21 protein-coding genes are annotated in these 25,877 nt (G+C 43.6%); 12 read left to right on the forward strand and 9 right to left on the reverse strand.

Features of this window, described 5'->3' with window-relative positions:
- The first annotated feature begins 212 nt into the window (after nucleotides 1-212).
- Together MSG34_RS06295 and MSG34_RS06300 are read left to right on the forward strand one after the other, a co-directional pair.
- Nucleotides 213-620 carry a SulA-like leucine-rich domain-containing protein gene (locus tag MSG34_RS06295; RefSeq protein ID WP_017072931.1) on the forward strand — a complete coding sequence of 136 codons (408 nt, stop codon included), beginning with the start codon at nucleotides 213-215 and terminating at the stop codon, nucleotides 618-620.
- 306 nt (nucleotides 621-926) lie between these two features.
- Nucleotides 927-2,030, forward strand: coding sequence for a phosphoribosylaminoimidazolesuccinocarboxamide synthase (locus MSG34_RS06300; protein WP_017055177.1), 1,104 nt, complete (start codon nucleotides 927-929; stop codon nucleotides 2,028-2,030).
- Nucleotides 2,031-2,187: 157 nt separating this feature from the next.
- Here MSG34_RS06300 and MSG34_RS06305 read toward each other — a convergent pair whose 3' ends face one another.
- Together MSG34_RS06305 and MSG34_RS06310 are read right to left on the reverse strand one after the other, a co-directional pair.
- Nucleotides 2,188-2,565: a hypothetical protein gene (locus tag MSG34_RS06305; RefSeq protein ID WP_019821854.1), complete on the reverse strand. Its 378-nt coding sequence runs from the start codon at nucleotides 2,563-2,565 to the stop codon at nucleotides 2,188-2,190.
- Nucleotides 2,566-2,768: 203 nt separating this feature from the next.
- Nucleotides 2,769-5,147 carry a helicase-related protein gene (locus MSG34_RS06310; RefSeq protein WP_248336716.1) on the reverse strand — a complete coding sequence of 793 codons (2,379 nt, stop codon included), beginning with the start codon at nucleotides 5,145-5,147 and terminating at the stop codon, nucleotides 2,769-2,771.
- A 183-nt stretch (nucleotides 5,148-5,330) separates the two neighbouring features.
- Here MSG34_RS06310 and MSG34_RS06315 point away from each other — a divergent pair, with 183 nt between their 5' ends.
- The 3 genes from MSG34_RS06315 to MSG34_RS06325 all read left to right on the forward strand — a co-directional run bounded on the left by MSG34_RS06315 (nucleotide 5,331) and on the right by MSG34_RS06325 (nucleotide 9,549).
- Complete coding sequence (locus tag MSG34_RS06315; RefSeq protein WP_019821850.1) at nucleotides 5,331-7,019, forward strand: NAD-dependent malic enzyme; 1,689 nt, start codon at nucleotides 5,331-5,333, stop codon at nucleotides 7,017-7,019.
- Nucleotides 7,020-7,180: 161 nt separating this feature from the next.
- Complete coding sequence (locus MSG34_RS06320; RefSeq protein ID WP_248336718.1) at nucleotides 7,181-7,981, forward strand: ElyC/SanA/YdcF family protein; 801 nt, start codon at nucleotides 7,181-7,183, stop codon at nucleotides 7,979-7,981.
- A 197-nt stretch (nucleotides 7,982-8,178) separates the two neighbouring features.
- A complete protein-coding gene (locus tag MSG34_RS06325; protein ID WP_048607137.1) occupies nucleotides 8,179-9,549 on the forward strand; it encodes a DASS family sodium-coupled anion symporter in 1,371 nt (456 codons plus the stop codon).
- 215 nt (nucleotides 9,550-9,764) lie between these two features.
- On the opposite strand, the gene MSG34_RS06330 is transcribed toward MSG34_RS06325, so the two are convergent.
- A complete protein-coding gene (locus MSG34_RS06330) occupies nucleotides 9,765-10,115 on the reverse strand; it encodes a GlpM family protein (protein WP_048663603.1) in 351 nt (116 codons plus the stop codon).
- A gap of 123 nt (nucleotides 10,116-10,238) precedes the next feature.
- Complete coding sequence (locus tag MSG34_RS06335; RefSeq protein WP_248336720.1) at nucleotides 10,239-11,534, reverse strand: GGDEF domain-containing protein; 1,296 nt, start codon at nucleotides 11,532-11,534, stop codon at nucleotides 10,239-10,241.
- A 304-nt stretch (nucleotides 11,535-11,838) separates the two neighbouring features.
- Between MSG34_RS06335 and MSG34_RS06340 the strand changes: the two genes are divergently transcribed.
- Complete coding sequence (locus MSG34_RS06340; protein WP_017063586.1) at nucleotides 11,839-12,663, forward strand: DUF2797 domain-containing protein; 825 nt, start codon at nucleotides 11,839-11,841, stop codon at nucleotides 12,661-12,663.
- A gap of 152 nt (nucleotides 12,664-12,815) precedes the next feature.
- On the opposite strand, the gene MSG34_RS06345 is transcribed toward MSG34_RS06340, so the two are convergent.
- Both MSG34_RS06345 and MSG34_RS06350 read right to left on the reverse strand, forming a co-directional pair.
- Nucleotides 12,816-14,066: a sensor domain-containing diguanylate cyclase gene (locus tag MSG34_RS06345; RefSeq protein WP_082241968.1), complete on the reverse strand. Its 1,251-nt coding sequence runs from the start codon at nucleotides 14,064-14,066 to the stop codon at nucleotides 12,816-12,818.
- 350 nt (nucleotides 14,067-14,416) lie between these two features.
- Complete coding sequence (locus tag MSG34_RS06350; RefSeq protein WP_050052967.1) at nucleotides 14,417-15,301, reverse strand: LysR family transcriptional regulator; 885 nt, start codon at nucleotides 15,299-15,301, stop codon at nucleotides 14,417-14,419.
- Between the two features lie 233 nt (nucleotides 15,302-15,534).
- Here MSG34_RS06350 and MSG34_RS06355 point away from each other — a divergent pair, with 233 nt between their 5' ends.
- Nucleotides 15,535-16,206 (forward strand): type 1 glutamine amidotransferase domain-containing protein, encoded by a 672-nt coding sequence (locus MSG34_RS06355; protein WP_050711974.1) that lies wholly within the window; start codon nucleotides 15,535-15,537, stop codon nucleotides 16,204-16,206.
- A 166-nt stretch (nucleotides 16,207-16,372) separates the two neighbouring features.
- On the opposite strand, the gene MSG34_RS06360 is transcribed toward MSG34_RS06355, so the two are convergent.
- A complete protein-coding gene (locus MSG34_RS06360; RefSeq protein ID WP_050621231.1) occupies nucleotides 16,373-17,608 on the reverse strand; it encodes a cysteine desulfurase-like protein in 1,236 nt (411 codons plus the stop codon).
- Nucleotides 17,592-18,248 carry a 2OG-Fe dioxygenase family protein gene (locus MSG34_RS06365; RefSeq protein WP_050711972.1) on the reverse strand — a complete coding sequence of 219 codons (657 nt, stop codon included), beginning with the start codon at nucleotides 18,246-18,248 and terminating at the stop codon, nucleotides 17,592-17,594. The genes MSG34_RS06360 and MSG34_RS06365 overlap by 17 nt, the downstream gene beginning before the upstream one ends.
- An 822-nt stretch (nucleotides 18,249-19,070) precedes the next feature.
- On the opposite strand from MSG34_RS06365, the gene MSG34_RS06370 reads away from it, so the two are divergent.
- Nucleotides 19,071-20,573 carry a hypothetical protein gene (locus MSG34_RS06370; RefSeq protein WP_248336722.1) on the forward strand — a complete coding sequence of 501 codons (1,503 nt, stop codon included), beginning with the start codon at nucleotides 19,071-19,073 and terminating at the stop codon, nucleotides 20,571-20,573.
- A 196-nt stretch (nucleotides 20,574-20,769) separates the two neighbouring features.
- Here the strand turns inward: MSG34_RS06370 and MSG34_RS06375 are convergent, their stop codons facing one another.
- On the reverse strand, nucleotides 20,770-21,399 hold the full coding sequence (locus tag MSG34_RS06375; RefSeq protein ID WP_102447696.1) for a PAS domain-containing protein: 630 nt from the start codon (nucleotides 21,397-21,399) through the stop codon (nucleotides 20,770-20,772).
- A gap of 200 nt (nucleotides 21,400-21,599) precedes the next feature.
- On the opposite strand from MSG34_RS06375, the gene MSG34_RS06380 reads away from it, so the two are divergent.
- From MSG34_RS06380 to trxB, 4 genes are all read left to right on the forward strand, one after another.
- A complete protein-coding gene (locus tag MSG34_RS06380; RefSeq protein ID WP_248336724.1) occupies nucleotides 21,600-22,835 on the forward strand; it encodes a dicarboxylate/amino acid:cation symporter in 1,236 nt (411 codons plus the stop codon).
- Nucleotides 22,836-22,844: 9 nt separating this feature from the next.
- Nucleotides 22,845-24,032: a cystathionine beta-lyase gene (metC, locus tag MSG34_RS06385; protein ID WP_248336726.1), complete on the forward strand. Its 1,188-nt coding sequence runs from the start codon at nucleotides 22,845-22,847 to the stop codon at nucleotides 24,030-24,032.
- Between the two features lie 41 nt (nucleotides 24,033-24,073).
- Nucleotides 24,074-24,448 (forward strand): RidA family protein, encoded by a 375-nt coding sequence (locus MSG34_RS06390; RefSeq protein WP_248336727.1) that lies wholly within the window; start codon nucleotides 24,074-24,076, stop codon nucleotides 24,446-24,448.
- 375 nt (nucleotides 24,449-24,823) lie between these two features.
- Entirely contained in the window at nucleotides 24,824-25,783 is a 960-nt protein-coding gene (gene trxB, locus MSG34_RS06395) for a thioredoxin-disulfide reductase (protein WP_050052961.1), read from the forward strand.
- The last annotated feature ends 94 nt before the right edge of the window (nucleotides 25,784-25,877 follow it).

Consider the following 25,877-nt stretch of genomic DNA (forward strand, 5'->3'; position numbering starts at 1 on the left):
GTATACACCTGTATAAAGCTCACATTTTTTCAACTTATGAGACAAAACAACAAATTCATTCAAATTTAATTTATCGAATAATTTCAATGATTTAATTGTTTTTCATCCATAATTCCAAACGAAATCGTCCAATAATCCCGCAAAAAACGCTTGATCTTATAAGTAACTAAAACTACTGTATACACATACAGCATGTATATAAGGACAGCAAAATGATTCAAGCACACGTTAAAGCACAACACTCTAGCCCGCTAGTTCACTGCGCATTTACATCAGTTTCTCGTAAAAGCAAAAATTCAAACGAGGAAGCGTTGTTTGCAAGAATGGCGTTGCTGTCCAATCAACATCAGTGGTTACTGTTTACGGCTCAAACACCAAGACCATCGGCTAAACAGCTTAAGCAACATAATGTTTGCTGCGACCGCGTTATTCATATGAAAGCCTCTCATCAAATGACTGAGGTAGAGACTGTCGAGAAAGCCATTCGATCTAAGAATGCAAGTGCGATTGTTGCAAGTTCATCGATTGATCAGTTCAGCCAACAGTACCTAAGAACATTAGGGTTACGCTTTCAATGTGAAGTCTTCTTTATGGATGCAAATTCAGAGCGTATTCACTAAGCCATATTGCTTAATAACATTTTGGCTCAAAAACATTGCCCACAAACATAGCTTAATCTTTTAGCTAACAAAGTTAACTTAACAAACAATTCGCCAAAACACAGTCCAAACATACTGCCTTCCCCTGCCCTACAATTCGCCAATTTTTTAGCGGATTGTTAGGCGGGGGTTTTTATTTAAACAATAGATTTAGCAATCGTTTGCTTTTTCTCTGGAAGCAAATAGTAGATTGGGTATAATGCCCGTCTAATCATGTGCACACCGCACTTCTCTGTATGACGTTTGATAAAAGATAGGAATGTCTAAATGAGCCTTGCTGATCAAGTTCTTGCCGTAAATGATGACCTACCAATCCGTACTGATAAACCTGTCCACAGTGGCAAGGTTCGTTCGGTCTACTGGTTAACTGAAGAAGATAGCCAACGACTAATTAAAGAGAAAGGCTACGATGTAGCACCAGATGCGCCTTTAGCAATCATGGTGATCAGTGACCGTATCTCTGCATTTGATTGTATCTGGCGTGGTGAAGGGAATCTTAAAGGTGTTCCAGGTAAGGGAGCGGCTCTGAATGCTATCTCTAACCACTGGTTCAAATTGTTTAAAGACAACGGACTTGCTGACAGTCATATTCTTGATATCCCTCACCCGTTCGTATGGATTGTACAAAAAGCTCGCCCAGTCATGATCGAAGCGATTTGTCGTCAATACATCACAGGTTCAATGTGGCGCGCATACGCAAACGGCGAACGTGAGTTCTGTGGTATCGAGATGCCTGAAGGCCTTGAGAAAGACAAGAAGTTGCCTGAGCTACTGATCACGCCTTCAACAAAAGGGATTCTGAAAGGTATTCCTGGCGTTCCAGAAGCTGACGATGTGAACATCACACGTAACAACATCGAAGATAACTTCGCAGCATTCAACTTTACTCAAGCAAGCGACATCGCGCATTACGAAAAACTTCTTAAAGAAGGCTTCAACGTAATCAGCCAAGCGCTAGCAAAAGTAGACCAAACTTTTGTTGATACTAAATTTGAGTTTGGCTACGTCAACGATGCTCAAGGCAAAGAAAAGCTTATCTACATGGACGAAGTTGGTACTCCAGATTCATCTCGCATTTGGGATACTCAGGAATACAACAACGGCAACATCGTTGAGAATTCAAAAGAAGGCTTCCGTCAGTTCTTGCTTAACTACTTCCCTGATGCCGACATTCTTTTGAACAAAGAACGTATGCCAGAACGTGAAGCATTGGCTCGTGACAATGAGCTTCCACTGGATTCGCTAATGTCTCTGTCTCGCACTTACCTTGATATCGCAGCAAAAATCACAGGTGCGGAGATCGTACTGAGCGAAAATCCTAAGCAAGAGATCATCGATGTACTACGCGCTGACTATGGTCTAATCGACTAGTCGCTTCATTGCTTCATTGCTTAATCTCAAAATAAAAAGCTAGAAAGCTAATAAGCTCGTAAACACAAGTTTTAGATACTAAAAGGGCCTCAATATTTGAGGCCCTTTTTACGTGTACGTTTTACTGTTCCTGAGAGAGGTTATAGGCGAACTGACGTTACAACCTAATCGTGAACTCTTCTCCAGAATTACCCGCAATCACTAAATGACTGCGCGATTCAATATACTCGATCTGCTCTTCTTCAAGCGAATATGGCATCACCACTTTGAGCTCATTGATCCCTTCTAGCTTAGCGAGCTTGAGTAAGGTAACAATGTTCGACTCATCACTTTTACGCGTCGACATTGATTTCAATGCCATCTGCCATAAACGATCTTCAGGGCTTGCTAGCTCTTTAATGCTATCTCGCCAGACGGTACTGAACACTGGCGCAATTGTGGTGAGTGCTTCCAGAAAAGTCCATTTTTTACTGCATGAGGCGCCAAGAAATGTTGTGTAATCGAACTCTACACGCGTCTCTTCCTGTTTATCCATGATGTCCCCCGACACTTTGGCAACACAATATACTCAATATCTATCAACTCTTTCTTTATAGCAATAGGATATAGAAGAATAGTCTTTTATGACCTTTTGATTGGTTAAAAAGGCATATAAAAATCAAACTTGTAACAAAATAAGCACTGAAAAATCATATATGCATCTATTTGATTAATATTTTAGAGATAAAACTTATCCATCTATTTGATATCAATTATTCGACTCGCTTTTTTGTACTGAATGCGCCAACCAGACCATGTCGGTAGCTCCCAACGTTTTGGCGATAACTTTCGACTACCCGACTGATAATGGACGTAAATCAGCTTTCTTGCGGGCAAGTATTCGACATCGAGTTGCAAGTCGGCAAGGCTCAATGCAAACGGGTATTTTTCCGAAAACTCTGAATAGAGCCAAGTTGGAATGCCATCGAACGGTATGTCTGCATGGTCGAACATTTCCAATTCGCTGACATCAGTAACACCCAAAACTTCAAGCTGCTCTATAAACCATAGCTCAAAGTTAATGTTCTCAATTTCTGGGGTGTATTGTGTTTGTTCATCGAGACCAAGTTTCACATACAGCTGCCAGTGTTTGATTTCTTGAGTGCGAGCCTTTGCAAAACCGGGAAGCTGGTCTCCATTTAACACAAGGTCGACGATAGGTTTTAACGATAGTTGCCCTTCAGCCGCGACGAGCTTGGTTGTAATCGTGCGACCTGCGTACACCAATGCCATCTCGGTAAAAACACCATCATCATTCACAACGGTTTCGCCTTGCTCCCACTCTCCTAGTTCAGCATCAATGAGAAGCTCAAGAGGAATGGGTGCCGTGACCGTCGCTAAGGTCAGTGTTTGCTTAACGCCTCTTCCCGGCAAGCTGTGAGTATCCAGCACCAACATCGCTTGCGCATTATCAGGGAAACGGTTCTGACGACCGAGTACCACCTCTAATACTCCATTAGCAAAGGCTTCTTTCCTCTTCAGCCTACGCACAAACACCAGTTCAGGATGCAGATTCACAATGGTCTTGAGCAGCTCAATGCGTTGGAAACGTGACGCGACTTCTATTTGAGGAAGTTCAAATACCTCCCGCATTTGCTTAGCCAGTCCTTGTGCTTCATTCAGTGCCTGTTGATCTATTTCTAGATGCGGATATTCGCGACCACGCACAATCTGAATCAACAGGCTTAAATCACACCCTTCTTTCTCTTGTTGCGCGAGCGCTTCTAGGTGTTCTGCATTGCTTGGTAACTGATACAAGCGAGCAGGAACGGACAACGCCGCAGTGAGATCGACCATCGCCTCTTTTAATGCTTTGGTTTTGATTCGAGTAACGATATCGGCATACAAAGCATCAATCGGCAGCGGGTAAAGCTTTTTGCCATGCTCGGTAACTTGGTGGTTGGCGTTAATCGCTTCCATCGTCAGCAAGGTTTGAGTTGCACTGTTGAGTGATTTCTCTGGAATAGGATCAAGGAAAGACAAGCTCTCAAGCGGAGCACCACAACATGCCGCGGCCAACATAGGTTCGGTCAGCTCTTCACGCTGCAATTCAGGCGGTGTGACTAACTCTAACGCCGCATGTTCTCCATATAGACGCACACAAACGCCATCCATTACCCTACCCGCGCGGCCAGCTCGCTGTTTGGCACTCGCTCGTGATATGGATTTCAGCATCAGTGTGGTTCTGCCATTACGCTGAACGGTGCGTCTCTCTAATCCTGAATCTATCACCACGCCAATGTCTGGGATGGTTAATGAGGTTTCCGCAACGTTGGTCGCAAGGATGACCTTTCTCTGGCCATTACCTTCAGTATTGATATTCCGACCCGATAACGCTGAATCTCGCTCTTTATCACTCACCGACGCATGCAATTTAACGACTTGGATATCTGGATTCTTTGCCAAGGCTTGTTCACATTGCACGATCTCTTTTTTACCCGGCAGAAAAACCAACATATCGCCAGAAGAAGCGATCAGCTGATGATTCACTTCTTCCGCAATGCGCTGTTCTAGATGTCGGATATCAGGCAGTGTTCTGGATTCGTTCGCTCGGTGCTCAATCTCAACTTGATAAGTTCGTCCTTCACAGCTTATTCGATTCGCACCCAAATACTGAGCAAGGCGCTCACCCTCAATGGTTGCTGAAGTGATCACCAAACGATGACTCGCCTTTTGTTTCAGAATCGCCACCAGCAGATCAATGTCCCAACGTCTCTCGTGAAATTCATCCACCACGATCACATCAAAACTAGCGAGTCCATCTTCTGATAACCAACGCAGCGCGATACCGGGTGTCACAAAAACGACGCTAGTTTGCTCGTTGTACTCCGATTCAAGCTTGATCGCGTAGCCCACTTTGCTCCCAAGCTTCTCGCCGGATTGCTGTGCGAGATATTTTGCCAATGATGTACACGCGATGCGTCTTGGCTCCACCACCAACACTCGCCCATGCTGAGAAGCCCAAAGCGGCAAGCGCGTAGATTTACCCGATCCGGTTTCCGCCTCTACGACAAGGTGTGAATTAACGATTTGTTCGTGGAATACGTTTTGATAAGCATCGATGGGAAGTAATGACATAAAATGGCGAGTCGCGAAAAAGTGTGAGCAAAGTATAACGAATTATCGTGTTGAAATTCGATAAGTGTGGAACAGAGGTAAGAATATCATTTTGTTTGCTCAGATCGCGGAGAAACTATTTACAATTGAATAACTAAACCGTTATCATTTTTCAGTTACCCTTTCTCCCATATTAGGCATCCAATGAACAACGATAAACGCCCTCTATATATCCCTTATGCTGGTCCTGCTCTACTAAGTACACCTCTTCTAAACAAAGGCAGCGCATTCTCTGCTGAAGAGCGCAGTTCTTTCAACCTTGAAGGTTTGTTACCGGAAACAACCGAAACAATCCAAGAGCAAGTAGGACGTGCATACAAACAATATTGTAACTTCGAAAGTGATATGGATAAGCATATCTACCTTCGTAACATCCAAGACACTAATGAAACGCTTTTTTATCGTTTAGTTCAAAACCACATCTCTGAAATGATGCCTATCATTTACACGCCAACGGTTGGCGCAGCATGTGAGAACTTCTCAAATATTTACCGTCGTGGTCGTGGTCTGTTTATCTCATACCCGAACCGCGATCGTATCGATGACCTACTGAATAATGCGACAAACCACAACGTTAAAGTTATCGTGGTTACGGATGGTGAGCGTATTCTTGGTTTGGGAGACCAAGGCATCGGTGGTATGGGTATTCCAATTGGTAAGCTAGCTCTTTATACAGCTTGTGGCGGTATCAGCCCAGCTTACATGCTACCAATCGTGCTCGATGTGGGTACTAACAACCCTCAACGTCTTGCTGACCCAATGTACATGGGCTGGCGTCACCCTCGTATTACGGGTGCTGACTACGATGCATTCGTTGAAGAGTTCATCCAAGCGGTTCAACGCCGTTGGCCTGATGCATTAGTTCAGTTCGAGGATTTCGCACAAAAGAACGCAATGCCACTGCTTGAGCGTTACAAAGATCGCATCTGTTGTTTCAACGATGACATCCAAGGCACAGCAGCCGTAACGGTTGGCTCTCTACTTGCAGCATGTAAAGCAGCAAACAGCAAACTGTCAGATCAGCGTATTACCTTCTTAGGTGCGGGTTCTGCAGGTTGTGGTATTGCTGAAGCTATCATTGCTCAAATGGTGTCTGAAGGTATCAGCGATGCACAAGCTCGCTCTCAAGTTTACATGGTTGACCGTTGGGGCTTGCTACAGGAAGGCATGCAAAATCTGCTTGATTTCCAACAGCGTCTGGTTCAAACCAACGAAAACACCAAAGACTGGGAAAGCGACGGCACTGGTTTCTCTCTACTTGACGTTGTTCGCCACGCGAAACCAACCGTATTGGTTGGTGTGTCTGGTGCTCCAGGTCTATTCAGCAAAGAAGTCATCAAAGAGATGAACCTACACTGTGAACGCCCTATCGTGTTCCCACTGTCGAACCCAACAAGCCGTGTTGAAGCAACGCCAAACGACATTATTCGTTGGACTGATGGCCAAGCACTGGTTGCGACAGGTAGCCCATTTGAGCCAGTCGTTCACAACGGCACAACTTACCCAATCGCTCAGTGTAACAACAGCTACATCTTCCCAGGTATTGGCCTTGGTGTATTGGCTGTGAATGCTTCACGCATCACTGACGAAATGCTAATGGAATCGAGCCGTGCACTTGCTACGTGTTCTCCACTAGCAATCAATGGCACAGGCGCTCTGCTTCCACCATTGGAAGAGATCCACACGGTATCTAAGAAGATTGCTCTTGCTGTAGGTAAGAAGGCGATTGAACAAGGCGTTGCTCTAGAGATCACTGAAGAAGCACTTCAACAAGCAATTGACCAGCACTTCTGGCAGCCAGTTTACCGTCGCTACAAGCGTACTGCATTCTAATAGAGCGTACTTGTTCTCAAATACTACTCTTACAAGAGCCTCTGCAATCGCAGGGGCTTTTTTCTTTACACTGTCTTGTCTTTTTAACTGATTTTTCTCATTTTTATTTGGTATTATCGAGCACTCAAAAATTAATGCTCAGTCAAAGGACCATACCGAGAGTGAAATTTGATTCTCACATTATCCGTAGCTACATAAAAAAAGCTTACAAAAAACTGCAAGGTTTTCTGTTTGGCGCTTTCCTCGTGTTCTTAGTTGGCAGCGCTGCGGTTATTGCGATCGATTATTGGGTTTCATTGCAAGCGGAAGATCGCATCATCTACGATATTGATGACGTGCCCGAGCTTGAGGTCGCCGTTGTGCTTGGCACGAGCAAATATTTGGGTAGAACACTCAACGACTATTATAAGCATCGAATCGAAGCCGCGATTGAGCTGTTCGATCGTGAAAAAGTGGATCAATTTCTACTGAGTGGCGATAACGCTCATCGCTCTTACAATGAACCGTGGACAATGAAACGCGACTTGTTGAAAGCGGGTGTCCCCGATGAACGCATCAATCTAGATTACGCAGGTTTTAGAACCTTGGACTCGATTGTTCGCGCTAAAAAGATATTCGATACTGATAATTTTCTGATCATCACTCAGAAATTCCACTGTGAAAGAGCGCTCTTCATCGCCAATTCTTACGATATTCATGCGCAGTGTTTAGCCGTTTCAGGGCCAACCCACCATTCGGGAACCTCAATACGTTTACGCGAAGTGTTTGCGCGCACCAAAGCATTCCTTGATCTGTATATTATGGGTACAACGCCAAAGTTCCTTGGACCTAAAGAGCCGATTCAACCCAGTCCAAAACCGGAATCATTTCCGATCCCAAACCCTATGACTGACCCCACTGTAAACCCTGCTGTAGACCCTACAACAAGCCCGATTGCAGACCCAGCAGAGACCGATGTGTAGAAAACTACACATTTTGAATTTGTTGCCTCACACTTCCCCATTGTTAAGCAAAAACACACCAACACTCCTTTATTAACTTGAGTAACATTCTTCCAACAAAGTCTGACCCTACATCAAGCTATATACCTCGAAAATAATAAGCACAACTCAATGAAGTCGTGCACCAATACAACGAGGATAAACAAAAGGAGCGTCTTATGACGGCACTTGTTACTACACTGAAACACTGGTTGTTTACCCGCAACAGCATGATATTAATTGGTAATTTCACGCTATTTGCAGTTTTGCTCAATACCCTGCCATTCGAAGCGCAAGTGAATACAGGTTTAAGTATTCTCGTGTTCGTTGCCATTCTATGGTTAACAGAAGCTATCCACGTCAGCATCACCGCTTTGCTCGTTCCCCTATTGGCTGTCTTGTTTGGTGTATTCAACACGCCCGCAGCGCTGGCTAACTTTTCAAACCCGATCATCTTCTTATTTATGGGTGGCTTCGCATTAGCCGCTGCACTGAACAAGCAAGAGCTAGATAAAGCGATAGCTGACAAAGTACTGCTTATAGCAAAAGGCAGAATGTCGGTCGCTGTGTTCATGTTGTTCGGTGTGAGTGCGGGTCTATCCATGTGGATCTCAAACACAGCTACTACAGCAATGATGCTTCCGCTTGTTCTTGGCATCATGAACAAAGTTGACCAAAGTGAAGACCGCAACACCTACGTTTTCGTACTGTTGGGTATCGCTTACTGTGCTTCAATCGGTGGTATCGCAACCTTGGTTGGTAGTCCTCCAAACGCAATTGCGGCGGCAGAAGTTGGCTTGAGCTTCACAGAATGGATGGCACTTGGCCTACCTATCTCAATGATCTTACTGCCAATCGCGATGATTATTCTTTACGTGATGACTAAGCCAAAGCTTGACCACAAATTCGAGCTAGACCACGCTCCCGTTGAGTGGACAAACAGCAAGAAAATCACACTGTCTATCTTCCTTTTAACAGTAACGCTTTGGATATTCGGCAAACCAATCAACGCAATGATTGGCGGATTCTCTAAATTTGATAGCTTGGTAGCGATTGGCGCCATTGTACTGCTTGGTGCCTCTAGAGCGGTGGAATGGAAAGACGTTGAGAAGACAACGGACTGGGGTGTTCTTATCCTGTTCGGTGGCGGTATCTGTTTAAGTAACATTCTGAAAGCGACAGGAACCAGCGTATTCCTAGCGCACTCACTAAGCGGATTTTTAGAAACAGCTGGCGTACTTCTTACGATTCTAGCCGTGGTAGCGTTCGTGGTATTCCTAACGGAATTTGCAAGTAACACAGCGAGTGCGGCATTGCTTGTCCCTGTATTTGCAACTATTGCTGAAGCGCTGGGTATGTCGCCGGTTATCTTGTCTGCACTGATTGCGGTTGCTGCATCTTGTGCCTTCATGCTGCCAGTAGCGACACCACCTAACGCAATCGTGTTTGGCTCGGGTCACATCAAGCAGAAAGAGATGATGCGAATCGGTATGGTGTTGAACCTAGTTTGTATCCTAGTTCTGACTCTGTTCGCTTGGATCTTCTGGTAAGCACTAACGTCCTATAAGCGCATACTTACAGGAATGCTCCCCTAAACTGGTTGAACTTCCCCCGGTTCAACCAATACAAAAATGCCCGTTCAGCGTAAGCAAGCACTGAACGGGCACATAAAAACAAGAAACGCTTTTCCCTTTTGGTGGCCCCGCGCCACCTTTTTTGTTCCAGCTTGCCATCAACCTATCATTACCACTTTAAGATCTGGTTCTCACGCCACACTTGGTACTAAACGCGTCCAACCTAGCAACAACATAGAAGCACACAATACCCACACTAAAGTCGCTAACGAGAGCGTCGACACCAAGTTATAGCGATAACTGAACACGTACACTGCGCCAAGATAAGCGGCGTACGGCACAAGCGAAAACAGTCCAAACAACGCTGTGGTGCGCAACTCCACCATGGTTTGTTCCGTACCAACAATGTAGTGAGCAATCAGAGCAAAGGTCGGAAACAGCGGCACTAAACCAGAGATGTAAAAACTCTTACTCTTCGACAATAGTGCAATCAACAAAACCGCCGCGGCACCCAGCAGACATTTAAAGAACAGTGAGATCATTTTTATACGTTATCCAAGCAAACCAACAAAGGCTCTAGAGGGTAAACTCATCGAGCAGCCATAAAAACGCCACACGTCACATATGCACGTGTGGCTTATAAACTCATCAAAACAATTTTCAGATTAGTGACTCAAGATCACCTGGTTTCGACCTGAATGCTTTGCTTGATATAAAGCTTCATCAGCGCGAGCAATGGTCTCTGTCACTCGCTCTTGCTTCATCTCGGCAACACCAATACTGCATGTGAGTGGATCGCCATGAACCCAAAGGTGCTGGCTGACTAAAAGTCGAATTTTCTCGGCCTTTCTTTGTGCTTCGCCAAGATCAGTTTCTGGGCAAAAAACAATGAACTCTTCACCACCCCACCTCACCAACTTGTCAGTAGCGCTGATCGAACTGCCCACCACCATGCTGAACTCACGTAAGATGTGGTCACCCATTTGGTGTCCGTACTTGTCATTCACGCTCTTGAAGTAGTCGATATCGAGATACAACATACCCAGCTTGCCATGCCCTTGCTTCACATGCTGTGACTGCATTTTCAACCAATCACGAATCGCGTGGCGATTTAGTATTCCGGTTAATTCATCGCGATGGGCCTTTTCAGAGAACTCAAAATTTTGCTCTCTCAATGCTCGGTTGACGTTCTTTAGATGGTTGTGTCTCTTTTCAACAATCACCATGCGTTTCCTAGAACGGTGCAATTCTGAAATCAAGAACACGGTGCCCGTCCCCACCCAAACAAACAGTAAGATTAAGAACAAGCTTTCGCCTGTGATGTAAGAGCCTTCAAACTCAATGCTACGGATAACGATTCTATGATGGCCAAGTTTCGCCCCAGACGCAGTAGCAAACTCAACCATATTAATGTTCGAGTACTCAGGAGCGGAGTGCTCTAGCGCGACATCATTGTCGGCCAACCACCACGTCATCACTTGCAGGTTTTTGATCGGAATCTCAATCACACCGCCATCGACTCCTGGAGAAAACTCCATCCCGTTGTATTTATGCGTGTACTCGTCATCAGGAACCGAATAAGCAGGATTATAATTACGCAGGTAAGTTCGCAAACGACCGCTAGAATCGGCCTCCGCATGGTAATCAATATTGACTCTAAAGGTGTGATACTGAGAAAGGTCAAGGCCAGTGGTAATGTCTGGGTTGATACGAATCGATAGGCCGCAATAAGGCCACGGATACTCAGACTTTTTAAGCTCACAGTCGAGAATATACTGGCCATTTTGATAAGATAATTGGGACGTACTGACTCCTCTATCCACTTGATCGCTGGTCGCGATAAACTCATATTTATCAGGGGTAATTGCCGTTATCACACGATTTCCGCTCACACGGTAATACTGGACAATCGCCAGCGTCGTGATAACTAAAAAGATGACTATTTTATGGATCCACTTCACGTCTAAGCTTCCGGCTTAAGGTCCCTATAGTTGGGATTTCACGATAGAAAATAAGTTAGGTAAATTAGTGATATTAATGCCAATAATTTACTAAAAAACGTTATATCACGCCTGAACAAAATGTCATACCATAATTTTGAGCGAGTGTTTGCTCATCAATTATCCATCGCAATAATCAAGTAATATTGCGTATAAAAACAGGCCCTATTTGTTATACTCATCGCATAATCATCGTTAACCGTATCGCCTGTTCACAAGGTGAGCGAGTGGACGAAATAATAATCAAAATACAACGAGTAATGTCATGTCTTTATTAGCAAAAGGTACACTCAAGAAGATGAGTGCTTCCCTTGATGGTGCGGTTACTTACCGTTTACCTGTAGGTGAAGAGTTTGTAGAGCTAAACCCTCTGATTGGTAAAACCATTAACCTCACCCATACCGGCAATATTTTTTGTTGTTCGTGTGGTAAGAAAACCAAGAAAAGCTACTCTCAAGGCCACTGCTTTGTGTGCATGAAAAAGCTAGCAAGCTGCGACATGTGCATCATGAAGCCAGAGACTTGCCACTACGATGAAGGCACTTGTCGTGAGCCTCAATGGGGTGAAGAGAACTGCATGGTTGATCACTTCGTTTACCTATCGAACACATCAAGCCTTAAGGTGGGTATTACTCGTCACACTCAAATCCCTACCCGTTGGATTGACCAAGGCGCGACTCAAGGCTTGCCTATCTTGAAGGTAAAAACACGTCAGATTTCTGGCCTGATCGAAGTAGAGTTGGCAAAGCACATTGCTGACAAAACCAACTGGCGCACGCTGCTTAAAGGCGACGGCGACGATATGGAGTTGGTAGAAAAAGCCAAAGAACTATTGCCGTTGGTTGAGGATAAAATCCAAGAGATCAGAGCGAAGTTTGGCGACGATGCAATCGAGATTCTTAGTGAGAACATCACTTCACTGAGCTACCCAGTTGAGCAGCACCCAGTGAAGATTGTGTCGCATAACTTTGATAAGAACCCTGAAGTGACAGGCGTACTTCAAGGCATTAAAGGCCAATACCTTATCCTAGATACAGGTGTGATTAACATCCGTAAATTTGGTTCTTACGAAGTGGAAGTGTCTGCATAACTTGTAGAACTTAAACGTTTCTTATAGTTAGAGGCGTTTCTTATAGTGAGAAGCGTTTAGTGAATAGCCAAAAACTAAAATGCCCTCAAGTGATGACTTGAGGGCATTTTTCGCTATCGATTCTATTCGCCATTGGATAATGGTTATAAGCGTTAGAGCGCAACCACATCTCCGTCGACACAATTCTTGCCATTGGCTTTCGCGCGATAGAGAGACTGATCGGTTAAATTCACGAGTGCGTCAATAGTGACACCGTCTTCACAAGCTCGACTATCACTGATTCCGATACTGACACTCGAATTAAATCGAACCTGTTCATCAATTTTGAACTCAACGTGATGGAACTGTTGGCGAATCTCTTCTGACACCTCGTATGCTAGTTCAAGAGACGCATTTGGGATAAAGATAATGAACTCTTCACCACCCCAACGGCCTGCGACTCCACCCACTCTATCGGCATTGCGCTTGGCAATATTAGCCAAAGCACAAATGACCTCATCACCGACCATATGACCGTAAGTGTCATTAATCGACTTAAAATCATCGATATCCAACAACATACACACAAGGTAATTTTCAGAGATAATATGCTCTCTTAGCCATTCATAAATAGCCCTACGATTGAGCAAATCCGTCATTTCATCGTAATTAGCTTGGTGAACCAACTGCTTTTCCAACATCACCTTTTGCGTCACATCTTCGAGCACAACCTGAACCGCAGGCTGACCTTTCCACGTAATCGCATTGTCGTAAATATTGAAAAATCGATGCACACCGTCAAACCCAATGTTTTCGACCACAGTGCTCGTTCCAGACAACTCACCAGACATAAGCGCATGATAGTGCTTATTGATGCCATCAGTGTTCTGCTTGGGTACCAACTCAAGGATCGAATCCAGCGCTAATACTTGCTCTATGGACGATCCACCTTGTAATTTGACCCACGATTGATTGACCATCAACGGTTTAAAATCTCGGTGAACCAAGATGCCCTGCCCAGATTGCATGATCATGTCGTGATACATCTTATCTTGCTCACGCACCGCATTTTGCAGCTGAATCGCAGGGGAAAGATCGATCACCGTGACTTGCAGTGCAGGTCTTCCCTGCCACTCCGTCACATGGTCGATAGAAAACACGGTGAACTCTCTGCCATTACGATCAACATTGGTATAGGTGTGAACCTGAGGGTCGCGTTGACCACTGACCGTTTCAAGGTAATTTTGATAGGCGAGAACATGATAATCTTCTGAGATTAGATCTAGAAAGCTATCGATATTAGAAAGTAGTTCTTCGGGCGATGGGTATCCATAGATGCGAGCATAGTTAGCGTCAACACTAACTACATTCATATCTTGAATAGTTATTACACCGTACGTGGATTCGAAATTTATTGAAGACATTGCCAACTCCGCACTCTAGCTACACTTCATAAACTGGAGCATAACAACACATCCTGCCAACGCTTCCACAGAATCTATCACGCGTTAGGGACATTAATATAGTATCTAGTATATCGTACTGTTGCGGGCTTCTCTACAATTCAATCGCTAACATCAGTTATCAAAAGTAGACAAGTCTCTCATTCCTATTACGCGCGTCAAAAAACAAAAAAAGATAACGTATATCTATGTAAGCATTAGCTTTTCTGTTTTGGGCGTTAAATTGGATAGCTAGCGCTAATCACGACTCTTTTCAAACCCGTTCATTATTCACTTCTATCTTGTTGGCTGTTCGTTTAAAACCTCGTCGGTTACTCATTCCAATCCGAAAAATAAGCAACCAAGAAGTCGATCGCTAACCGTGCTCTCTGGGGTAAAAAACGACGGTTTTGATATACGACCCAACTGCTGGTTCCTGCTCCCCAATACTCTTCAAGCACCGGGACAAGCTTTCCATTAGTCAGACCGCCATTGAAACTACTTTTGGGGAGGTAGACAACACCAAGCCCCTCTTCACATGCTTTCAATACTGCGCTCGAATTATTACTGCGCCAGCGACCATGCACTCGCACTGCATTTAACGGTTTGCCCTCTTTCTCAAATAGCCACTGATCACTGTTGGCGATAATGCAGCTGTGCATTTTCAACTGCTCAGGGTGAGTGGGCGTACCAAATTGCTCTATATAGTCTTTGCTGGCTGCGGCCGCCATTGGGCGATCAACGAGCTTTCTTGCCACCAAACCTGAATCGTCCAATCGGCCGTAACGAATGGCGAAGTCGATACCATCTTCGATGAAGTTAACCATCTTAGTATTGAAGTTCATTTCGATGGTGAGCTCAGGATGATCTTTAGCAAACTCCATCAACGCCGCCGCGACATGATTCTCGGCAAACGCACCTGCGGCACTCACACGCAAAGTACCGCTAAGCTGAGTTTGTTGAGAAGTCACTTGTTCATTCGCTTGCTGAAGCCCAATAACCAAGTCTTTGCACTGCTGATAATAGGTGTGACCCGATTCGGTCAGGCTTACCATTCGTGTAGATCGTGCAAGCAACGCCACACCCACTCTCTCTTCTAACCTTGAAACTTGGCGGCTGACATGGCTGGTACTGCAACCCAGTTGTTTTGCTGCTGCAGAAAAGCCGTGACACTCAGCTACCGCTACAAATTCATTAATCCCTTCAAAGCTATCCATACTTCACCTGTTTACATCTAACGAATTCATATCAGACTAATTCTCATTCTACTGTTGCTATATAGCAATAATGTTTTGTCTATTCGGCATATTATCACTCAAATGGTTTACTACTAGTATTACAGGTAACGAAACAGCGGCATCTCTCTTAAAAAAACTGATGTCTGTCTTAGAAACGCGGATGTCTAAACAACGACGCTGAACCCAAACAAACGTGCTCAAAGGGACGAATCATGAAAAAAATACTAATACCTGTAACTAACCACGCAACACTAGGCGATACAGACCAAGCGAACGGGACTTACGCGCCTGAACTGACTCATGCTTTGAAAGAGATCTTGGCTGCGGGTTTTGAGTACGACATCGCTTCTATCAAGGGTGGTAAAGGCCCGTTGTATGGAACCGATATTGAAGGGGATTCAGTAAACGCCGAGATCTTGGCTGATGATGATTTCCAGAACCGCATCAACAATACGATTCCTGTAAGCCAAATTAATGCAGAAAGCTACGATGCTATCTTCTACCCAGGTGGATTCGGCTTGCTTTCAGACCTAGCAACCAACGAGCAATTCGCTGCTATTGCGGCTAAGCATTACGAAGATGGTGGTGTGATTGCATCAGTATGTCACGGCCCTGCGGCGCTACTTCCGATTGTTCTGAGCAACGGTGAAAAATTACTAAGCTCTAAATCGGTAACTGGCTTTACACGTGAAGAAGAGATCGACTTTGGCACCATCAACGACATTCCATTCCTACTCGAAGAGTCGCTTGCTCGCAGCGCTGCGCGTTTCAACAAGGTTCAGCCTTGGCAAGAACTTGTGATTGTTGATGAGCGAGTGATTACAGGCCAGAACCCAACCAGCGCACACGCTGTAGGTGCAGCTCTGGTTAAGCAGCTTTCTTAGTCGAATCGCTGTCTTGATTGAATAGCGGTCTTAATCAAATCACTGGCGTTACGCAAATAAGTAATAAGCGCGGTGAAACAAAAAAGAGCATACTTCCACCTCAATATTCATGAGAGAAGTATGCTCTTTTCTAATTCTGTCGCTATTAGGTGCTAGTGTCTTCTCGCTAGTGACTTCGCAAGATCCCTTCAAGCACATTGAACAGCAAGTCGATCTCTTCAATCGAGTTGTAATGCATACAACCAATACGCACCACGCCCTGCTCTTCAATACCCAACTGCTTCACCAACCCTAGTGCGTAGAAGTGACCATTCCACACACAGATATTATGCTCACCCAGCTTCTTGGCGATGAACTCTGGAGAATGGTTTTCAAAGGTAACCGCAAAGGTTGGCGTTCTTAGGTTCGAGTCAAACTCGGTTTTTCCATAAAGCTTTGCCCCTTCAAGATCAGACAAGCGTTTAAGGAAGTACTCACTCAGTTGGCTTTCATGCTTATTATAAAGCGCGTAGCTTTGCTCTAAACGAGAACGCAATGAGTCGGTTGGCTCACCAAACTGCGCCAAGTAATCTACTGCTGCAATCACACCGGCAAGGCCTTCGAAGCTTTGCGTGCCTGTCTCAAAACGGCCTGGGCCAATGTTTGTCGCTGGCTCAACCTTGTAAGGCTTTAACGTGTGTAGCCATTGAGGTGCAACATAAGCAATGCCCACATGCGGGCCGAAGAACTTATAAGCCGAGCACGCTAAGAAATCACAATTCAATTGCTGAACATCGATCAAGTGGTGCGGTGCGTAATGAACGGCATCGACATAAACCTGCGCACCATGCTGATGTGCAAGCTCAATAACTTTTGCCATGTCGACAATAGAACCTGTCGTGTTCGAAGCAAACGTCACCGCGACAAGTTTGGTTTTCTCGTTAAGCAGTGACTCAAAATGCGCCATATCCAAGCTGCAATCCGATTCGTCTACACGAACTTGGCGAACAATCGCGCCTTTATCGTCTGCCGCTTGCTGCCAGCTCGATACATTCGAATAATGATCTAACGCCGTGACGATAACTTCATCGCCCTCTTTCCAATCTCGACTGATCGCTCGGCTCAGTTGGAAGGTCAGCGATGTCATGTTCGCACCGAACACAACGTTGCCAGAAGACTCCGCATTAAGCAGTGCTTGCGCCGCTTCTCGCGCTTGCTGCATTAAGCTTGTGGTCTTTTGGCTAGAAAAATAGTGGCCGCCTAGGTTTGAATTGAAATGCCCTAGGTATTCGGTCATTGACGCTAAAACATTCTCAGGCACCTGTGAGCCACCCGGCCCATCAAAGAAAGTGACTGGCTTTCCATTATGATATTGGCCTAACGCGCTAAACTGCTGGCGCACATCATTAAGAGTGAAGGACATTGCGCGCATCCTTAGCCGTTAGAACAAACACATCCATGTAGCCCATCTCGCCGTGGTCTATGGTACGAATCGGTTGTGCGTTGTGCCAAAGCTTACTATCTGCAAGCATTGCCACTTCACCATCGCCTAGCACTTTTCTAAAGAATGGTGCTTCGTGGCTATCTTGATAAAGCATCACTTCACCACCAACGATGTTGTGGCGAGTAACACCAATGATCGCAATGTGGTCAAAACCATCTTGGTGAACACCTTCTGGTGCAACCTGAGTTTCTTCAAAAATAGCGGCGATGCGGATCTGATGGATTTCGATTTCTTGTCCGTCTTCAAGCCCGTTGGTTTCAATAAACAGTTCACACATCTCTTGCATGCCTTCACTGCTTAGAATATTCGCTTCAATCGGCTCGAACTGACGAACAACGTCACCTTGAAAGTGATTAATGTCTTCAGACTGAACAAAGTTATGTTTGTCTAGCTCAACGACTTGTCCATTACTGAATTCAACCACTGAGTACCTTCTCAATCGGAACTGGCCATCCGCATGCTCTGTGCTTGGTAGCTTAGAGAATGATGGTGACAACTCCTTAACCGCGTGGTTACTGAGGTGGGTAATATGTAGGGTATTTTCGTGAGCATGTAACATCATCGACTCCTTAATGATTGTTAATTAACTTTCGATATTTAACGTTTTATTTACATAAAGGATACTTGAAGATCTTGCCAAATCAACATTAAACAATCATTTATCCCGTCAGATTTAATAATTCAGACACTAAATCCAATCGAGAAATAAAAAGCAGTGTATAACACCAGAATAAAAGATGACCAACTCTTAAAACTAGCACACTCCACTAGCTAGTTATAAATCCCTGCAAATTTAAATTTAACGATATTATTAACTAACAAGCCAAGTTTCATATTGTGTCAGCCCTTGCCCTTTAATACGCCAGCCTCCTTGCCTGAGTTCAGGCATCACACTCGCCATCATTCATTTCTATGCTTTTGCACAACGAAATACGACCTACCTATCAATTGGCAAGCTATTGATTATTTACACAACAAACTGAAATTGGTTAATTTATGAGTACGCCAGAAACCAAACGCCTTTGCTTGCGCGTCTGGAACAGGTCGAGTTCGGGGGGAACTCGGCCGCCCTCAACGAAACCACATTGATAAAAAAGATATATGCTAATCTAAACCACTGATTTATTATGCCTATTCGTGTAACAGCATGATTCCAAATCTTAAAATCAAGTATTGAAGATTTCGTAAGATACGGTATTTGCCTGTTTCACTTCGATGATCAGCTAATAGTTAAACGTCTGCAATTTACGAAATCAGGCTTATGCGTAGTCGACGGCGATACGACCTAAGAGCAGTGGGAACTAACAAAAAATGATATGGCAACGATAGATTTTGAAGTCACCAACGAAGTCGTTTGGCCAGGGCAAAGGTTTTAGGAAATATGGAATACATTAAGATATTCAAGAGCCACTATGAAACGGAAAAAGCTTTAACTGAGCTTATAACTTTAATTGACAGCATAAATTGGGTTCGTCTCGACATCCCGGAAAATGAAAAAGTTTTAATAGCAGTAGAAAGATTAAGAAAGTCCAACCATTACTATCAGGAAAACTTTGAAGATAGCTTTATTCCAGAGCGCTTTGATCTTGCTGTAGATCTGTTATCAGCAATTATTCACTTGAGTCTAGCTCTAAATAATTTTCGTTTTATCGAAAGTGAAGATGAAACATACCACGATAGAATCATAACAAAACATCTACTAACATCTCAGGTCTCAGAACTTCGTGACATTTTTAGAGGGTATTTAATCTCTATTTCTGCAGAGCGTCTGACAAGAACAAATAGGACCGTTGAACAGCTTGCTAAAGAGCAAAAGAGTTACGATCAAAGACAATTAGATAAATTCGAAAATCTTGAACAAAAGATTGCAAATATTAAGCTTGAAAATAAAGATCTAACTTCCAAAAGTGAGGCACATTTTGAGGCTATAAAGCAAGACGTAAATAACAGCATGGAGAGCATCTATTCTCTTTCATCTAAGCTTCAAAAAGACCTAAGCGATCAGGCTTTGGCGCACGTAAAATCAACTCAACATGCGACTAAATCATTCGAATCTAATGTCACGAATTTAACATCAAATGCTCAAGTTACTTTAAACAAACAGTTAGATAATTTGTCTGAAACCTTAGAGTCTAAACGCGATTCTTTAATTCGAGAAATAGAAAACAAATTAGACCTAGCAGTTCAAGATAAGCAAAAAGAAATTGATGACTTAAAACGTAAGACAGAAGAAGATCACAGAGCCTTTAAAGCGATTTATCATGAGATGGTAGGAATGTTTGAGGAAGCCGGAGATGAGAAACTCGCACGACATAACCTTGAACAAGCCACAAATGAAAAAGAAGCTGCAGATAGACTTCGTAATTTTGGTATAGGGCTTCTTTTCGTTGTTGTTGGCAGCGCCATCTTATTCCTAATTCAGCTTACCACTCTTGAAAATGCTGGCATTTTAGATTGGTTTTTACCGAGATTTTTAACATTAACATTCTGTACTGCACCTGCAGTCTACATCCTTAAAGAATCCGCTAGCCATAGACATAAAGAAAACTTATACCGACAACGTGGTACTCAGCTTGCAACATTAGGTGCTTACCTTGGTGATTTCAACCACGACAAGAAAATGGATGTGAAGGGGGAATTGGCCAAGAACTTCTATACATTTAACGACGGTAAAGCGGACACCAACAACGTCCCTGACTTCATTGCACAGATGAAAGATGTTGCGACAGCAGCCCGTACATTTAGCCGAATAGCTCCGAGTGATACACAACCTCATCAAAAACAACCAGCCAAGCCAATCATTGTTGAACGCCCAGCGCCATTCACCTCCCCTTCCGGAACAAACGGAATCAGTGAACAAGGAACATCAAAAACTGGACAATAGGTTTATTTACTATTTATAGGGGCTGAGGCCCCTTTTTATCGATTTTAGATCAGCCACGAAGACGTTTGTCTTCATTAAGTTCTAATCTAGAATTCCTCATTGGTTTTTATATAAAAAAACCAATGAGTTATACACGTCACATGCTAGAAATGACAATTAACTTTAACCTTCACAGCGAGTTAGAGGCGAACAGTTATTACTTAAGCTGTTGCAAATATTTATAAGCAGTAGGTTCAGATATGTTTAATTTATTAGCAATTTTTCCAACAGCTCCCTTTAATAAAAATATCCCTTCATTATTTAGATCCGTAACAATAGCAATTTTGTCTTCCTTCGATAGTTCAGCTAGCGTCACAGGGTAAGCTTCAATCACTTTATCGATACGAATATCAACCATCTCAGGGATACTAACTCCAATATGCTCATCAACACTATTGTCTTCCTCATTTGGCACATAACCAGCAAGAAACGAGTCAATAAATTTCTTAGCATTTAAAAACTGCTCTACAACCATGTTGATACACAAAGCACCAACAATTCTCTTATTCTCGTCACGAATATAAAGAGTTGCGCATTTTAGCTTTTTTCCGTCCTTCGAAAGACCTACATAGTTGTATTCATAATCGACCGAATTATCTGTAGCGATTGATTTGACTACAAGGTTGGTCACAGGATCTCCAACCACCCTACCGCTTATATGTCCATTTCTAAGCTTGTATATGGATGACTCCATATCTCTAAGATCGTGTAACACTACTTCGACATTTTCTCCCAAAAAGTCAGCAAGCATATCAACAATCGGTTCATACGGGACTAAGTAGTTCATTAAATCGCTCCATTTCTTTATTTAATAAAAAATTATCACAAAAATTGATCCAATACATTAAATTATAAAAAATTATCCATAAATATCACTTTAGAGATCATAATCACTGTTTTAGTATAATTTTTTCTCCATAATCACTCCAAATTCAAGTGTTCGTATAATTAATTATTAATCACAATTACTAACAAGAGTGAAACATTATGTTAAAAAAGCTAGAGCCTTACCGCTCATCAATAGTCTTACTATTGGCGCTTATTATTGGCGCAATCTTTGGAATAACCGCACCAGAACTTGCACTTAAGGTAAAACCAATCGGTCAAATTTTTCTTAACCTTCTATTCATGATCATCGTTCCTTTAGTTTCACTTAGTGTAATGTCTTCAATTGCGGGCATGACTGATTTAAAGAAACTTGGCAAGATTCTAGGCTTAGTACTGACGATTTCAATTGCAATGGCATTTTTCCCATCACTGGGAATTGTTGGTATCGCTCAGCTATTTGACCTATCTCAAGGTGTGACCATCGACTTAAGCCAAGAATTTACAGGCAGTGCTGGTGGTATGGACTTTGTCAGCATGTTTACGACCAACGACTTTGTGGGCTTATTATCTAAATCGAACATTCTTGCACTTATTATCATGTCTGTACTGGCGGGAATAGCGATTAGCCAAGCCGGTGAGCAAGGTAAGAAAATTGCTGAGTTGGTTGATGCAGCTAACGCTATAGTGATGAACATCGTTGGCCTTATTATGAAACTCGCTCCTGTCGGCCTTGGCGCATTCTTTGCTGCAACAATGGCATCTCAAGACAGTTCAATCTTAGCTCCTCTTGCTACAGTTATCGGCCTACTGTGCGGATATATGGTCATTTATTACGCAGTTGGTGCAACTATCTACTCATACATCGGTGGTGGCACTAATGCCGTTAAGCAGTTCTGGAAATACGCAGCTGCCCCATCAATTACAGCGCTAGGCACATGTTCTTCTCTTGGCACTCTACCAGTCACTATCAAAGCGGCTGACAGCATGGGTATCAAAAAAGAAATATACGATATCTGTATCCCACTCTTCGTAAACCTTAATAAATCAGGTGTTGCTATTACTGCGGCTATCAAAGTGGTCTTTATCTACGCAGTTTTAGGGCTTCCATTTAGTTTTGATGTATTCGTTATGACCATGGTTATTGCCGTGCTATCGGCAATCATCATCGGTGGTGTACCGGGCGGCGCTTTCTTAGGTGAGATTTTCATTGTCACTACGCTCGGCCTTCCACTTGAAGTAATTCCAGTACTCGTAGTAATCGGCACTATATGTGATGCGCCAGCAACAGTACTCAACGTTGTGCACGACATTAACGCAACACAAATCGTAGAACGCTTCATGGGTAAAGAAAAACAACCTCAAGAACTATCACAACCTGCTGAACAATTGGCATAGGATAAAAAAATGACTAGTAAACATATCGAAACAAAATTAGTTACCGCAGGTCGCAAACCTCGTTTTCAACAAGGTTCTGTAAACGCTGTCGTTCAACGTGCATCTTCACTTGTGTTTAACAGTGTTAAAGAGAAGAAAGACGCAACAGCAAACCGTGCAAAAGGTGAATTATTCTATGGACGTCGCGGCACTCTGACTCACTTTTCTCTACAGGATGCTATGTGCGAGCTAGAAAATGGTGCGGGTTGCGCGCTATACCCATGTGGTGCAGCTGCCGTAACAAATTCTATATTGTCATTCGTCGCCTCGGGCGATCACGTTCTTATGACAGGTGCCGCTTATGAGCCAACTCAAGATTTCTGCAATATCATTCTTAAAGACATGGCTGTAGAAACAACATACTACGACCCAACAATTGGTTCTGAAATTGCTGATTTAGTAAAACCTAATACAAAAGTAGTTTTCTTAGAGTCACCAAGTTCAGTAACCATGGAAGTTCAAGACATTCCAGCTATTGTCAAAGCGGTTCGCGCTGTATCTAAAGATGTCATTATTATGATCGACAACACTTGGGCTGCAGGCATTCTATTTCCTGCACTGGAATTCGGTATAGATATCTCAATTCAAGCTGGCACTAAATACATCGTTGGCCACTCAGACGCAATGCTGGGTACGGCTGTAAGCAACGAGCGTTGTTGGGATCGTTTACGTGAGCGTTCTTACCTAATGGGTCAGATGGTTGATGCAGACACAGCTTACACCGCTTCACGTGGTTTACGTACTATGGGAATTCGTTTAGCTCAACACGAGAAAGCTAGTATCGAAGTGGCTAAATGGTTAACGGAGCGCCCAGAAGTTGCAACAGTTAACCATCCTGCACTACCAAGCTGTAAAGGTCATGAATTCTACGTTCGCGATTTCAAAGGCTGTAATGGTCTATTCAGCTTCGTCCTAAATAAGAGACTCAGCCAAGAAGAACTTGAGGAATATTTAGACAATTTTAAGCATTTCTCAATGGCATATTCATGGGGCGGTTACGAGTCGTTGATTCTTGCTAATCAACCTGAAGAGCTGAATGCTATTCGCCCTGCAAACCCTGTTGATTTTGAAGGTACTTTAGTACGAATCCATGTAGGTCTCGAAAACGTATCCGATCTTATTGAAGATCTAGAAAACGGCTTCACGCGCATTTATTAATTATTTTTCACATCATCACACGATGATATTTTGGAGTTTTCATGGAAATTGTATTCTCGACACAAGCACCTGCAGCAGTTGGCCCTTTTTCTCAAGCTATCAAGTCTAACGGTATGCTTTACCTTTCTGGTCAGCTACCTCTAGACCCAGAAACAATGAAGTTTTCTGCTAGTACCGTGACGGGGCAAGCTGAGCAAATTTTCCGTAATATTAGTTCCGTAATTGCGGAAGCTGGCTGCGAAAAAGAGAGCATTGTTAAAACGACGGTGTTCTTGTCTGATATGAATAATTTTGCAGAGTTCAATGCCGCTTACTCTGAGTTTTTTGGCGAACATAAACCAGCTCGTTCATGCGTAGAGGTTGCTCGTTTACCATTAGATGCTCTAGTAGAAATAGAATTGATCGCTGAGCTTTAATTACTATTGATAACAGGCCGTTCGATAAAAGCCTCGCAAATGCGAGGCTTTTTCAATCTAGCAGTCTGCTTTAGACCATGCCAACACAAGTAACTCGACAACAGGGTTCAGTCCTATACCATTACGTTATTAACTTTCTTGGTTTAGGCAAACTGCACCTCAATAAGCTACTACATGCATTTTCAGCATTAACACTCACTCAACGCATTAATAATGCAACACCCCTTGATGTGCCTAAGTTCCTAAAAATAGCTTATGTTCTAACCTATAACGATTAATTACACTTCAGCCCTTGTTTAACCTTTTATTGCCTCCATATTTTCCATACAATCCTAAGCGATTATAAATAAAAACAATTTCAATTTCGGAGTCCTCATGAGCGACGTAAAGCACTGTAATTTATTGATTCTTGGTTCTGGCCCTGCTGGCTATACAGCTGCAGTTTACGCTGCTCGTGCAAACCTAAACCCAGTACTGGTTACCGGTATGCAGCAAGGTGGTCAGCTTACAACCACAACAGAAGTGGAAAACTGGCCGGGTGATGCTGAAGGTTTAACGGGTCCAGCACTGATGGATCGCATGAAAGAACACGCAGAGCGCTTTGAAACAGAGATCCTGTTCGACCACATTAACGAAGTCGACCTATCAAACCGCCCTTTCCGTCTTAAAGGCGATTCTGGCGAGTACACATGTGATGCGTTGATCATCTCAACAGGTGCATCAGCTAAGTACCTAGGTTTAGAGTCTGAAGAAGCATTCAAAGGCCGCGGCGTTTCTGCTTGTGCAACGTGTGATGGTTTCTTCTACCGCAACCAGAAAGTAGCAGTTGTTGGTGGTGGTAACACAGCAGTTGAAGAAGCACTTTACCTGTCTAACATCGCGTCTGAAGTTCACCTAGTTCACCGTCGTGACACGTTCCGCGCTGAAAAGATTCTTGTTAAGCGTTTAATGGACAAAGTAGAGAACGGCAACATTGTTCTTCACACTGACCGCACGCTAGACGAAGTTCTAGGCGACGACATGGGCGTAACTGGCGTTCGTATTAAAGATACTCAGTCTGATAAGACAGAAGACATCGAAGTAATGGGCGCATTCATTGCTATCGGTCACCAACCAAACACTGAAATCTTCAAAGGCCAAGTCGACATGAAAGATGACTACATCATCGTTCAGTCTGGTCTTGAAGGTAACGCAACACAAACCAGCATCCCAGGCGTATTCGCTGCAGGTGATGTAATGGACCACAATTACCGCCAAGCAATTACTTCTGCAGGCACGGGTTGTATGGCTGCATTGGATGCTGAACGCTTCCTAGATGGCCTTAACGATAAGTAAATCTGAGATTGCAGATTTGATTATCGGAGCTCTCGCCTCAGTAGATGCAGGGCATCATCACAATTTGTTGTAAATCCCTAGAGCCCAGCGGTAT

This window comes from Vibrio sp. 1CM2L (assembly GCF_023161695.1).
Taxonomy (GTDB): domain Bacteria; phylum Pseudomonadota; class Gammaproteobacteria; order Enterobacterales; family Vibrionaceae; genus Vibrio; species Vibrio coralliirubri.